At 67.2% G+C, this 13,598-nt stretch carries 10 protein-coding genes; 2 read left to right on the top strand and 8 right to left on the bottom strand.

Annotation, left to right across the window (positions count from 1 at the left end; all coding sequences use genetic code 11):
- Window position 1 precedes the first annotated feature (1 nt).
- The 6 genes from ACN9MW_RS05050 to ACN9MW_RS05075 form a co-directional block, all read right to left on the bottom strand.
- Entirely contained in the window at window positions 2-1,447 is a 1,446-nt protein-coding gene (locus tag ACN9MW_RS05050) for a catalase (protein ID WP_426168157.1), read from the bottom strand.
- 3 nt (window positions 1,448-1,450) lie between these two features.
- A complete protein-coding gene (locus ACN9MW_RS05055; protein WP_426168160.1) occupies window positions 1,451-2,425 on the bottom strand; it encodes an alpha/beta fold hydrolase in 975 nt (324 codons plus the stop codon).
- A gap of 92 nt (window positions 2,426-2,517) precedes the next feature.
- Entirely contained in the window at window positions 2,518-5,514 is a 2,997-nt protein-coding gene (locus tag ACN9MW_RS05060; protein WP_426168163.1) for a sensor histidine kinase, read from the bottom strand.
- Window positions 5,515-5,543: 29 nt separating this feature from the next.
- Entirely contained in the window at window positions 5,544-7,322 is a 1,779-nt protein-coding gene (locus ACN9MW_RS05065; RefSeq protein WP_426168165.1) for a tetratricopeptide repeat protein, read from the bottom strand.
- Between the two features lie 14 nt (window positions 7,323-7,336).
- Window positions 7,337-7,768, bottom strand: a complete 432-nt coding sequence (locus ACN9MW_RS05070) for a nuclear transport factor 2 family protein (protein WP_426168168.1) — start codon at window positions 7,766-7,768, stop codon at window positions 7,337-7,339.
- Between the two features lie 86 nt (window positions 7,769-7,854).
- A complete protein-coding gene (locus ACN9MW_RS05075) occupies window positions 7,855-8,703 on the bottom strand; it encodes a CAP domain-containing protein (RefSeq protein WP_426168171.1) in 849 nt (282 codons plus the stop codon).
- Window positions 8,704-8,755: 52 nt separating this feature from the next.
- Between ACN9MW_RS05075 and ACN9MW_RS05080 the strand changes: the two genes are divergently transcribed.
- Window positions 8,756-9,295, top strand: coding sequence for a DUF2058 domain-containing protein (locus ACN9MW_RS05080; protein WP_426168174.1), 540 nt, complete (start codon window positions 8,756-8,758; stop codon window positions 9,293-9,295).
- Here the strand turns inward: ACN9MW_RS05080 and ACN9MW_RS05085 are convergent.
- The gene (locus ACN9MW_RS05085) at window positions 9,285-10,265 is read right to left on the bottom strand and encodes a cyanophycinase (RefSeq protein WP_426168176.1); all 981 of its coding nucleotides are present in this window, start codon (window positions 10,263-10,265) and stop codon (window positions 9,285-9,287) included. The two genes, ACN9MW_RS05080 and ACN9MW_RS05085, sit on opposite strands and share 11 nt — an antisense overlap.
- A 62-nt stretch (window positions 10,266-10,327) precedes the next feature.
- On the bottom strand, window positions 10,328-11,032 hold the full coding sequence (locus ACN9MW_RS05090; protein WP_426168179.1) for a glutathione S-transferase N-terminal domain-containing protein: 705 nt from the start codon (window positions 11,030-11,032) through the stop codon (window positions 10,328-10,330).
- A 121-nt stretch (window positions 11,033-11,153) separates the two neighbouring features.
- Here ACN9MW_RS05090 and ACN9MW_RS05095 point away from each other — a divergent pair, with 121 nt between their 5' ends.
- Window positions 11,154-13,592 carry a penicillin acylase family protein gene (locus ACN9MW_RS05095; protein ID WP_426168182.1) on the top strand — a complete coding sequence of 813 codons (2,439 nt, stop codon included), beginning with the start codon at window positions 11,154-11,156 and terminating at the stop codon, window positions 13,590-13,592.
- Window positions 13,593-13,598: the final 6 nt, after the last annotated feature.

Here is a 13,598-nt window from a genome sequence, read left to right on the forward strand (position 1 = left end):
GTTACCAGAGTGGGCGCAACTTGTCGAGCGCGGCGGACACGCCGGCGCCGTAGGCTTCATCGGCCTTGTTGCAGTTTTCAATGTGGCGCTGCTGGATGTGCAGCGGCACGCCGGCCAGCGAGCGGGCCGTGTTGTCGAACAGGGCTTGGCGCTGCTGCTCGTCCATCAGGCGGAACAGGGCGCGCGGCTGGCTGTAGTAGTCATCGTCGGCGCGGTGGTTGTAATGCGCGGCGGCGCCGTCCAGGGACAGGGGCGGCTCGGCGTAGGCGGCTTGTTGCTGCCATTCCCCCTTCGAGTTCGGCTCGTAGCCGATGGTGGCGCCCTGGTTGCCGTCGACGCGCATGGCGCCGTCGCGGTGATAGCTGTGGAAGGGGCAGCGCGGCGTGTTGACCGGGATCGCGTGGTGGTTCACGCCCAGGCGGTAGCGCTGGGCGTCGCCATAGGCGAACAGGCGCGATTGCAGCATGCGGTCGGGCGAAAAGCCGATGCCCGGCACCACGTTGGCCGGCGTGAAGGCGGCCTGTTCGACGTCGGCGTGATAGTTGCCCGGGTTGCGGTTCAACTCCAGCACGCCCACTTCATGCAGCGGATAGTCCTTGTGCGGCCAGACCTTGGTCAGGTCGAAGGGATTGAAGGCTGCCTGCGCGGCCTGCTGCTCCGTCATCAGCTGCACTTTCAGCGTCCAGCGCGGGTACTCGCCGCGCTCGATCGCTTCGAACAGGTCGCGCTGGGACGATTCGCGGTCCTTTGCAATCAATTCCGCAGCCTCGGCATCGCTCAGGTTGACGATGCCTTGCTGGCTGGTGAAGTGGAACTTGACCCAGTGCCGTTCACCGCCGGCGTTGATGAAACTGAAGGTGTGGCTGCCGAAGCCGTGCATGTGGCGGTACGAGGCGGGGATGCCGCGCTCGCTCATCACGATGGTCACCTGGTGCAGCGCTTCCGGCAGCAGGGTCCAGAAATCCCAGTTGTTCTCGGCGCTGCGCAGGTTGCTGCGCGGGTCGCGCTTGACGGCGTGGTTCAGGTCCGGGAACTTCAGCGGGTCGCGCATGAAGAACACCGGGGTGTTGTTGCCCACCACGTCCCAATTGCCCTGCTCGGTGTAGAACTTGACGGCGAAGCCGCGGATATCGCGTTCCGCGTCGGCCGCGCCCCGCTCGCCGGCCACGGTGGAAAAGCGCGCGAACACCTCGGTCTTCCTGCCCACGGCGCCGAACAGCGCGGCTTTGGTGTAGCGCGTGATGTCGTGCGTCACGGTGAAGCAGCCGAAGGCGCCCGAGCCCTTGGCGTGCATGCGCCGCTCAGGGATCACTTCGCGGTGGAAGTGCGCCAGCTTTTCCAGGTGCCACACGTCCTGCAGCAGCATGGGGCCGCGCGGGCCCGCGGTTTCCACGTTCTGGTTGTCCGCAACCGGCGCGCCGGCCGCGGTAGTGAGCTTGCGTTCCATTGCTTAGCCCTTGATGAAAGCCAGCAGGTCGGCGTTCAGCTTGTCCTTGTGGGTGTCGGTCAGGCCATGCGGCGCGCCAGGGTAGACCACCAGCTTGGCATTCTTCAGCAGCTTGGCGGCGGACTTGGCGGCAGCGTCGATCGGCACGATCTGGTCGTCGTCGCCGTGCAGCACCAGCATCGGGATGTCGATCTTTTTCAGGTCGGCGGTAAAGTCGGTTTCGGAGAAGGCCTTGATGCAGTCGTAGGTGTTCTTGTGGCCGGCCATCATGCCTTGCATCCACCAGGCGTTAATCATGCCTTGCGATGGCTTGGCGCCCGGGCGGTTGAAGTTGAAGAACGGGCCGGAAGCGATGTCCAGGTAGAGCTGCGAGCGGTCTTTCAGCGAGCCGGCGCGGATGCCGTCGAACACTTCGATCGGCAGGCCGCCCGGATTGGTAGCGGTCTTCAGCATCAGCGGCGGCACGGCGGAAATCAGGCCGGCTTTGGCGATGCGCTTGCTGCCATGGCGGCTCAGGTAGCGCGCCACTTCGCCGCCGCCGGTCGAGAAGCCGAACAGCGCTGCGTTCTTCACGTCCAGCAGGTCCAGCAGCTGTGCCAGGTCGTCGGCGTAGTGGTCCATGTCGTTGCCGTCCCAGGGCTGGCTGGAACGGCCATGGCCGCGGCGGTCGTGCGCGATGGTGCGGTAGCCACGGTCGGCCAGGAACAGCATCTGCGATTCCCAGCTGTCCGAACTCAGCGGCCAGCCGTGGCTGAACACCACTACCGGGCCGTTGCGCGGGCCCCAGTCCTTGTAATAGATTTCCACGCCGTCGCGGGTGGTGAAGGTGCCGGACGTACGGCCGGCGGCAGCAGAGGCCCTGGCGCCGGCCGGTGCGGCGGCGGCGCTGGAAGCGGAGAGCGAGGCGCCGGCGGCGGCGACGGCGGTGGCAGCGCCCAGCAGGACGTTGCGGCGGCGGTTGCTGATAGGGGATGGCATGGTCGGTTCTTCTTTCTTCAAGTGGTTAAACAGCACTTGAAAGAATAGCCAGCCGATGCCGCAGCCGAATCGCCCATCCGGGGGCGCGCCGCCTACCTCTTTTGGGGGAGGGCCGGCAGCGCGGGCTTGTCGGGCAGCCAGCGCCACAGGCGGCGCAGCAGGCTGTCGCTGCGCCGTTCGGCATAGGCCAGCTGCGCCGGCATCTGCAGGCGCACCGTGGTGCCGCCCTGCGCCGGGGAGACGATGGTGCAGGTGGCGCCTAGCGCTGCGGCGCGTTCCTGCATGCCGACCAGGCCGAAGTGTCCGGGCAGGGCCGGATTGCTGCCGATGCCGCCGCCGTTGTCGCTGACTTCGAGCTGGAACAGGGTGGCGCCGTAGTCGATCAGCAGGTCGACCCGCGTTGCCTGGGAATGGCGCGCCGCATTGAACAGCGCCTCGCGCGCGATGACCAGCACCTCGCAGTGCACATGATCGAGCAGCGGGCGCGCCGCCTGCGCCACCGACAAGTGGAAGCGCTCGTTCAGCAGCACCGTGCCGTACTGGCGCAGCACCTGGGCCAGGTTCTCCGCCTCGCCGTCGCCGCGCAAGTCCATGATGTAGTTGCGGCCCTCGGCCATCAGCTGGTCGGCCAGCTCCAGCGTCTGCTCGATCCTGGCCTTTTCCTCGCTGTCGCGGGGCAGCAAGGCAGCCTGGCGGTCGAAGAACATGATCAGCCCCTGCACGCTTTGCAGCAGCGTGTCGTGCAAGCCGCGCGCGATGCGGGCGCGCTCGGCCAGGCGCTCCTGCTGCAGGTCGCGCATGTGTTCCGTCAGCTGGCGCACGCGCAAGGCATACAGCGCCAGCAGCGCCAGTGCCGCTGCCGCCAGCAGCAGGGCGTCGAACCAGCCGGTCTGGGTGAACGATGGCAGGATCTCCAGCTGCATGCTGGCGCCGTCTTCATTCCACACGCCGTGCTCGTTGGCCGCCGTCACGCGGAAGCGATAGCTGCCCGGCTGCAAATTGGTGTAGAAGGCCTCGCGCCGGCCTTGTACCTCCTGCCATTCCTGGTCCACGCCCTCCAGTCGGTAGCGGAAGCGCACCCGTTCCGGCATCGACAGGGTGAGCGCCGTGAAAGCGATGGCCAGGTCCTTGCTGCCCTTGGGCAGCTGTAATGAAGGCAGCGGCAGGTAGGACGCGCCGCCCGAACGCAGGCCGCGGATCTGCACCGCCGGCGCCAGCGTGTTGCGCGCGATGTTGGCGGGATCGATGCTGGCAATATTGTTGGCGGTCGAAAACCACAGCTTGCCGTCGCTGCCCTGCACCAGCGAGGGCAGGGGGCGGAACTGCTCCGCGCTGCCCAGCAGGCCGTCCTGGGCATCGAAGCGCTCGAACTGCGGCAGGTAGGCCGGGTCGGTCAGCAAGCGCGTGAGCTGCGCGGCCGACAGGCGCGAGATGCCGTCGATGCCGTGCAGCCACAGCTCGCCCTGCGCCGTGCGCGCGATGCCGGAAATGCCGCGCAAGCCGGCTTCCACCGCATGGTAGCCGGCGCTGTCGAACCAGCCCAGGCCGAACTCGCCGCCGGCCCACATGCGCGGGCCGTCGGCCTGCAGCGCCAGCACGTTGCCGATGCCCACGCCCTGCTCGGGGCCGAAGATGCGCGCCCGGCCATCCTCGATGACGGCAATGCGGCTGCCCAGGTAGCCGACCCAGATGCGCCCCTGCTCGTCGCTGGCCACGGCGGGCGCCAAGCCCTGCGGCAGGCCGGCCACGCCGCCATCCTTGCGCCAGTTGTTGCCTTCGGCCATGAACAGTCCCTTGCGCGAGAGCGACAGCCACATGCGGCCCGCGCGGTCCAGCGTCATGGCCTGCACGTCGTGCTGCGCGTGTTGCGGCGGGTGCGGATAGCGGGTCAGCAGGCCGGAGGGCGCGCGGCGCCAGCGCTCGCTGTCGGTGCCGAACCAGAGCGCGCCGTCCGGGGCGCGGTAGCCGGAGGTCATGCTGCCGGCTTCGCGCCGCAGGCGCAGGCCTTCGCTGCTGTAGCTGTAGACCGCGCCCGCCATATTGCTGACCAGGATGCGGCCCTCGCTGTCGGCCAGCATGCCCGGATGGTCCAGTTCCTCGGGCGTGGCCAGCAGGCGCAGGCGGTTGCGGCGCAGCCGGTCCAGGCCGGCCGAGGTGCCGATCCAGATATTGCCTTCGCGGTCTTCGAACCAGGTCTGCGGCAGGCCGCCGCTGATGCCGCTCTCGCGCGTCAGCTGCTGCGCCGCATCGCCTTCGGCGGCGCCGTCGCCGGCCAGGCGCTCCAGCGCGTGGGCCTTGAGGAGCCACATGGTCCCGTGGCGGTCGAAGTGGATGCCGTTGGCCGCCACTTCCGCCTGCGGCGCGGCGCCGCTGGCCGGGGCCCGGTCCTGCAGGCGGTAGCCGCTGTCGTTGCCGTCCGTGGCCCACATGGTGCCATCCGGTCCTTCCGCCAGCGACATCAGGTCGAGGTGGGGCCAGGCGCGCTGGAACTGCTGCTGGCCCGGCTCGCGCCAATAGACGCCGCCCTGCACCGACACCCATTGCCGCCCGCTGCGGCTGAACAGGATCTGGCGCGCGCCGCCGTCCGGCAGCCCGCTCTCGGGCCCGACCCGTTGGAAGCGGCCGGCGCCGGGCCTGAGCTGCGCCAGGCCGCCGCCGGCCGCGACCCAGATGGTGCCGTCCGGGCCTTCCGTCAGGCTCAGCACCGCCGATGCGGGCAGGCCCTCGGCCGGCGTGAATTCGCGCACCTTGCCGTCCACGAAGGCGGTGACGCCGCCGAAGCGGTGCCCGATCCACAAGCCGCCGTCGCGGGTGGCCAGCAAGCCCATGGTGCTGGTCGACTGCAGCCGGTGCCCGGCCAGGCTTTCGATGCGCTCGAAATGGGCGCCGTCGAAGCGGTGCAGGCCGCCGGGCGAGGCGATCCACAGCCAGCCGTCGCGCGTCTGGGCGAATTTGACAACGTCGCTGGGCGCGCCCTGCAGGCGGGTCCAGGCGGTATGGGTGTAGTCGGCCAGCAGGCGCGCCGGCGCAGCCTGCGTGACGCAGCTTGCTGCCAGAGCGAGGGCAGCGATCAGTGAGCGGAGAAACATTCCGCTAGTGTAGGTGATTCGCGCCCGCCCTATAAACGCGAAAGGTCGGGCCCGCCGCTGGGGCCCAGCCAGGTGGCGGCGAATCGCTTGTGCGCAGCGGCGGCGGCGGCCTTGTCGCCGCGTTTCTCGTACACCGCGGCCAGGCCGCGCAGGGCCCAGCCGTTGCTCGGCGTTTTGGCGAACGAGGCGCGGAAGGCCGCTTCCGCTTCTTCCAGCTTGCCGGCCTTGAGCAGCGCCGCCCCCAGCGACTGGCGCACCGGGTAGTACCAGTACGGCGGCTCGGTATAGGGCAGCGCGTCCTGCGCCGCCACCGCCTGCGTGAACAGGGCGATCGCGCCGGGCAGCTCGCCCTTCGCCTCGGCCAGCTTGCCCGCCGCCACCAGGCGCGCGGTGCGCACGATATCGGCGCCGGGCACGCCCCAGTCCTGCAGCGGCTTGAAGTCGGCCTGCTGCTCGATGGCGGCAATGCGCTCGACCTCGCGCTGGCTGTCGTCCCACATCGCCGTGCGCGCAAAGCCGACGGCGCGCGCGTAATGCCACATCGCGCGCAGCAGCACGAATTCCTCGGCCGGAGCCGGCAGCGCCAGCAGCGTGCCGGGGCTGCTGAACTGCACGTGGGCGAAGTAGGGCGCGGCGCGCACCGGCTGCAGCGGCGGAATCGCGCGCAGCTGTTCCGGGCTGATCGACTGCTCCAGGCGTTGCGTCGCCTGCAGTGCGGCCTTGCCGTCGCCGCCCATCAGCGCCGAGACCATCGCGAAGTGGATGTTGTGCGGATAGTAGGCGCCCTTGTACATCGGGTCGCTGGCGGCGCCGCGGAAGTAGGTTTCGTCAATGGCAATGGCATCGAGATTCGCCTGCAGCGCGTCCTTGTACAGGCCGACGCGGTAGTAGATGTGCGACGGCATGTGCACGATATGGCCGGCGCCGGGCATCTGCCTGGCCAGCTGGCGCGCATGGGGCAGGGCTTTTTCGGGATGGGTCGAGGCTTCCATCGCGTGGATGTAGTAATGGATGGCGCCGGGGTGGCTGGGATTGCGCTCCAGCACCCGCTCCAGCGCATCGACCAGCTCCTGCGTGCGGCCTTTCGGGCTGGCGCCGCCCGCTTCCCAGTAATCCCAGGGCGACAGGTCCATCAGCGCTTCGGCGAACAGCACCTGCACCGTGTCCTCGTTGGGGAAGCTGCGCGCAGCGTCGGCCATGGCGGCGGCATAGGCCTGGTCCAGCGCTGCGCGGTCGGCTGGCGGCTGCGCGGCGTAGCGCCGGTTGACGGCGCGCACCAGCGCCTGTTCCACCGGGCTGGCGCTATTGGCTGCCGCCGCTGCGCGCTCGGCTGCCGCAAACGCCGGCCCCGCCATGTCGGGAAACATCGGCGCATTGATGTTCGGCCCCAGCACCAGCGCCTCGCCCCAGTGGCACATGGCGCACTGCGGGTCGGCCTGCTGCGCGGCGTGGAAGGCGCGGGCCGCTTCCGCGTGGTTGAAGGCGAACAGCAGGCGCAGGCCCTGGTCGAAGTAAGCCTGCGCGCGCGGGCTGCGCGTGGTGATCGAGAAATGCAGCTTGCCCAGGTCCTTGTACAGCGGCGGCGGACCGCCTGCCTGCGCCTGGCGCGCCTGCTGCGCCGGCTTGAAGGGCGCCGTTTCGGCCGGCGCCGCCAGCGCCAGCAACAGCGGCCGGCCGCCGGCCGGATTGGCGCATAGCGCGCCATCCAGCAGCGGATCGAAGGCCGGCTCGCGTACTGCCTGCGAGCCGGCAGGGAGGGCGCCGGCCGCCAGGCACAGCATGAAGGGCAGGGCACGGGCGGCCGGCATGTCAGCTCTCCTTGTCAGTGGTGCAAGGGCTTGCCGGCAGCCTGGCCGGTGGTGGCCGGGTGCAGGGCATGCTCCAGCTTGCTGGTGTCGTAGTAGGCGCGCAATGAAGCGACTTTATTGTCGCGCATCTTGAAGACGTGGACGAACGGATTCTCGTAGGCGATACCCGTGCTGCGGGCAATCCAGCTCGAGTCGCCGGTCACCACCACGGTATCGCCTTCCTGCACCATGGTCTTCGGTTCGAGGTAAGTGCACTGCGTGGTCTCATTCAACTTCACGAAGAATTCGGCTATCTGCTGCTTGCCTTGATAGCTGCCACCTATGGGCAGGTAGTCGGAGTCGGGATTGATCATCTCCGCATCGTCGTTATAGCGTTCGAGCAGGCCTTTCAGGTCGCCTGCCGCGAATAGCTTGTAGCCTTCACTGATGAACTTTTTGGTGTCCATGACATCCCCCAAACACCGGCACCTGCAGCGGCATGCCGCAGGCTGCCGATCAGATAAGCCTAGTACGCAGGGGGCAGATGTCAAGCTCAGCGCGGGGCGCCGAATACCTGGGTCCAGTAGGCTGCCGGGCGCTTGCCCTGGCGGATGGCGACGCCGGCGCCGAACTCGGTGAAGCGCGGGTTCATCAGGTTCAGGCAATGGCCGGGACTGTTGATCCAGCCGGCCACGGCCTCCGTCGCACTGGACTGGCCGCGCGAAATGTTTTCGCCGATATGGCGCCAGCGGTAGCCTTGCGCTTCGGCGCGCTGTGACACCTCGTTGCCCTGCTTGTTCTTATGGGCGAAGTAGCCTTGCTGCGCCATGTCCTGGCTGTGGGCCAGGGCGGCCGCTGCCAGGTCCTTGTTCCAGGCCAGCGCCGGCGCAGCGTCCATCCAGGTGTCGCCGCATTGGCGCGCCTGGGCGCGCGCCGCATTAGTCGCCCTGAAGACCTCCCGCGCTGCATCGGCCATATCGGGCAGCAGCATCAGCGGGTTCGGCGCCGGCACCGCCAGCACGATGGTCCATTCATTGCCTGAGCGGTGGGCGCCGATCTCGCGATAGCGCGCGCTGCCCAGCGTGGCGCAATACGAGTCGCGCAGGGCCTCGAAGGCGCTGCGCGCGTCTGCGGGGCCCTCCACATTGACCGCGTCGGCGACTTCCGGGTCGTAGCCGGCGCTGTCCAGCGCCGCCAGCAGGATCATGCCGGGCCGCAGCGCGATGCGCGACAGTACCGGCTTTGGCGCCAGCACCGCTACGGCGGGGCGCTGCTTGCCCTGGCAGGCGGCCGGCGCGGCACGCCAGGCGTTGACCATCGCCACAAGTTGTTCGGCATCGCCGGCATGGGCAGGCGGCAGCAGCGTGGCGAGCGCGGTTGCGAGAATGGCAAGTCTCTTCATGCAGGCACTATACGCGCTCTGCTAAACTTGCGGGCAACAAAGGAGTGTGACAATGGTTTCATTGCAAGAACAATTGATGAAGGCTGGCCTGGTCGACAAGAAGAAGGTCAACAAGGTGCAGCAGGAAAAGTCCAAGCAGCACAAGGAAGAACTGCGCAGCGGCACCAAGGCCGTGGACCAGACGCGCGAGGCGGCCCTGGAGCAGCAGCGCAAGAATGCCGAGCGTGCGCGCGAGCTGAACGCGGCGCGCGACGCGGCTGCCACCCAGAAGGCTATCCTGGCCCAGGTGGTCCAGATGGTGCAGCAGCACCGCCAGCCGAAAGGCAACGGCGATGTCGCCTACAACTTCACCATCGGCAGCAAGATCGAGCGCATTTACGTATCGGATAAGGTGCAGCAGCACCTGGTCAACGGCCGCCTGGTGATCGTGGTGCTGGACGGCGTGGCCGAACTGGTGCCGAAAGTGGTGGGCGAAAAGATCGCTGAACGCGCGCCGGAAGTGGTGGTGGCGGTCAAAAAGGCCGCCAGCGAGCAGCCGGCGGAAGACGATCCTTACGCCGACTACAAGATCCCGGACGACTTTACCTGGTAAGCAGCACCCCGGCTTCGGCGGACACGGTGAAAGGCACCGTCGCGCCGCCATAGCCGGCCCAGTTGCGCAAATCGAAGCTGCCGCCGCCCGACATGCGCTGTCCCTGCAGGTTCAGGTAGGTCAAGGGCTGCTTTGGCTTGCACACTTGCGGCAGGCCGACCGATTGCAGGAAGGTGACCGAGCCCGTGCCCACGCGCGTGCCCTTGCCGTCTTCCACCAGCAGCGCCGTTTCCACGTCCACCCCGATGCCGCGCGCCATGCCGGCCCAGCCATCATTGACGATGCGGGCGATGAAGGCCACCAGGCGACCCATGCGGTCGCGCGTGTCGAAGTGGGCGTCGGTAATCACGCTGCCCAGGTCGGGCAGCAGCAGGAAGTCGCGCTCCAGCGTCATGCGTTTGTCGTAGGGATTGGCCAGTGCTTCAGCCGAGGTGATGCTGCCGTTCAGTGCCGCAAAGCCGAAGCGCCCCATCAGGGCCAGGCCGGCGCTGGTGCCGCCGATCGGGATCTTGCGCCCGGCCAGTTCCTGGATCGCAGCCTGCACTGGCGTGCCCTGCCAGAAGTTGATGTAGTCCGACTGGTCGCCGCCGGCGATGAACAGTTCTTCCGCATTGCGGATGCGTTCGGCCACGAAGGGATCGTTGGCGGCATCGCGGCTCGGGATCACCAGCGTTTCCACCGATTGTGCCCCGCCCATGGCGAAGATATAGGGGTTGTAGGCGTCGGTGCCGCGGCTGCGGATCACCACGAAGTTGCCGCCGCCGCCTTTCTGGATCATCCAGGCAAAGACGGCATCGACGTCCGGCCCGCCACCCATCAGCACCAGGCTGGGTTTTTTAGGCTGCGGCAGGACGACGTTGGTGGGATCGCCCACCGCGTAATACTGGTAAGGCTTGCCGGCGTGGGTGGGTGCTGCCAGCGCGGCGGCCAGCAGCAGGAAGACAGCAGACAGGCGGTGGAGGCGTGGCATGGCGATGCTCCCGGGCTGGTGGAAACCTGCCCAGCCATTGTACGCCCGTCACTTGCAGGAATTTAGCTGCGGGCTGGAATATTCAGGCCGCGCGCCACAGCCGGGCGGTCGAGGAAGGCGGCCAGCACGCGGCGCACGTTGGCGAATTTCTCGAAGCCCACCAGGTCGCCGGCGCCGTAGTATTCCACCAGGTTGCGCACCCACGGGAAGATCGCAATATCGGCGATGGTGAACTGCTCGCCCATGATCCACTTGCGGCCTTGCAGGCGCTGCTCCAGCACGCCGAGCAGGCGCGCCGATTCGTTGATGTAGCGGTCGCGCGGGCGCTTGTCTTCGTATTCCTTGCCGGCGAACTTGTGGAAGAAGCCCACCTGGCCGAACATCGGGCCGATGCCGCCCATCTGGAACATCACCCACTGGATGGTTTCGTAGCGCGCGGCCGCGTCCTGCGGCATCAGCTTGCCGGTTTTCTCGGCCAGGTAAAGCAGGATGGCGCCCGATTCGAACAGCGGCAGCGGCTGGCCGCCCGGACCGTCCGGGTCGATGATGGCCGGGATCTTGTTGTTCGGGTTAAGCGACAGGAACTCCGGCGACATCTGGTCGTTGCTGTCGAAGCTGACCAGGTGCGGCTCGTAAGCGAGGCCGGTTTCTTCCAGCATGATCGATACCTTGACGCCGTTCGGCGTGGGCAGGGAATACAGCTGCAGGCGTTCAGGATGTTGGGCGGGCCATTTGGCGTTGATGGGAAAGTCGGTAATGCCAGTCATGCTCAATCTCTCGCGGTTGGACAATGAACCGCGATTATGGGGCAATCCGGTTTTTCATGCCCAAGCCGGGTTATTATTGCCAAGCAATTAACTTTGCGCATACCGATAACTAGGAGACAAGATGAGACAGCATGTTTTATCCCGTATTCTGACGTTGGTCCCGTTCGCGCTGCTGGCGGCCTGCGGCAGCAGCAGCGACGATCCCCCCGCGGCGCCCACTCCCCCACCGATTACCGGCACCACCTATGTCGCATCGATCCGCTATACCTCCTACGGCGTCCCGCACGTCAAGGCGGAGACTTTCAAGGGAGCCGGCTATGGCTACGGCTACGCCTTCGCCAAGGAGAACATCTGCCTGTACGCGGAAGAACTGGTGACCCTGCACGGCGAGCGCGCGAAATACTTTGGCGGCGCCAGCGGCTATCTGGGCCAGCTGGGCGACACCTTCGGCAATATCGATTCCGACTTCTTCTACAAGCTGCAGTTCACGCCGGCGCTGGCGGCCAAGATCAAGGCCGCCTCCAGCCAGGATGCGCAAGACCTCACCGCCGGTTTCGTGGCCGGCTACAACCGCTACCTGAAGGAGACTCCGCTGGCCAGCCTGCCGGCAGCCTGCAACAGCGCCGTCTGGGTGCAGCCGATGACGGAGGACGATGCCTACCTGCGCTTTGCCCAGGCCGCGATGGCCGGCAGTTCGCTGGCCTTCATCAAGCAGATCGGTTCCGCGCAGCCGCCGAAAACCGCCACGGCCGCGCTGCTCAAGCGCAGCAAGCCGCGCCTGCTGGCCGCCTCCGATTACGCCAATTCCTCGATTGCAAAAGGCTTGCAGGCCATCCAGGAGCACACCATCGGCTCCAACGGCTTCGGGCTGGGCAAGGACGTGACGCAGTCCGGCAAGGGCATGGTGTTCGGCAACCCGCACTTCCCGTGGTGGGGCGCGTTGCGCCTGAACCAGCTGCACCTGACCGTCACCGGCAAAGGCTACGACGTGTACGGCGCCACGCTGCTTGGCGTGCCGCTGCCGCTGATCGGCTTTAACGACAAGGTGGCGTGGACCCACACCTTCTCCACCGACAACCGCTTCACGCTGCGCTACCTGGCGCTCGACCCGAGCAGCCCGACCCGCTACATCAAGGACGGCAAGCCGGTGGCGATGACGGCGGTGCCGCTGACCATCAGCGTCAAGGGCGCCGACGGCGCGCTCACCTCGCTGTCGCGCACCCTGTACACCACCGAGTTCGGCCCGATGCTGATGGACAGCTCCTTCGCCTGGGGCACAACGTCGGCGTTTGCGATCCAGGACGCGAACCTGGCCAACCATAAGCTGATCGACCAGGTCATCCTGAACGGCAAGTCCACCAGCGTGGACAGCCTGCGCACGGCGGCGGCAACCCATGTCGCCATGCCGTGGGTGAACACCATGGCCGCCGACAAGGCCGGCGATACCCTGTACGGCGACTTCTCGGTGGCGGCCAACGTGCAAGATGCCCAACTGGCCGGCTGCGTTCCCGGTGCGGCGCAAGGCGCGCCATTCCAGGACATCATGGCCACCACCGGCGTGGTGGTGATGGCGGGGACGACCTCGGCCTGCGACTGGTCGGGCGCGATCGGCGCCGCCCAGCGGCCCTGGGTCAAGCGCAGCGACTACATCCTGAACGCCAACGACAGTCACTGGTGGCCGTCCGCCAGCACCTTCCTCACCGGTTATCCGAAGATCATCGCCACCGGCCCGAATGTGGAAGGCGCGCCGCAGAACAACCGCACCCGTACCGGCCACGCCATCGTGCGTGACCGCCTGGCCAGTGCCGACGGACTGCCGGGCAACCGCTTCACCATGGCCAACCTGCAGCAGATTTACTTGCAGGCACGCTTCTTCAAGGCGCAGAAATGGCTGCCGGAATTCACCGCCGCCTGCCTGGCTTCCAGCACCGCCACGGCGGCGGCCAAGGATGCCTGCACTGTGCTGCAAGCATGGGACAAGACCCATGCGCCAGGCAGCGCCGGCGCCATCCTGTTCTTTGAGCTGTATGCAGCGCTGGGCGAACTGAATGCGGCTTCGTGGTGGAGCGTGCCGTACAACCCGGCCGACCCGCTGGAGACGCCGCGCGGCGCCGCAGGCATCGCCGCCGCCATGGCGAAGCTGGAGGCGCTGGTCGCCAGCAGCCAGTTCGATACCGCAGCCAAGCGCCGCACCCGCCCGGAAGAAGTGCAAACCCTTTCGCGCCCCGACGGCAGCCTGGCCGTGCCGGGCGGACGCTATACCTTCATGAACTGGCGCGGCGTGAAGAACCAGATCTATCCCGGCATCTGGATCTACACGGCCGATTCGAAAACCAACGCCGGCGCCTACGGCAACAGCTATATCCAGTTCGTCACCTGGGACGATAGCGGGCCGGTAGCGGAAGGCATCCTGACCTACAGCCAGTCCTCCAACCCGGACAGCCCGCATTTCAATGACGAGACCAAGCTGTACGTGAAAGGCCAGTGGATCAAGCTGCCCTATACCGAGGCCCAGATCACTGCCGACCCGGGCTACAAGCTGGTTGAGATATCAGAGTGAATCTCT

This window comes from Pseudoduganella sp. R-34 (assembly GCF_049904655.1).
Taxonomy (GTDB): Bacteria; Pseudomonadota; Gammaproteobacteria; order Burkholderiales; family Burkholderiaceae_D; genus Rugamonas.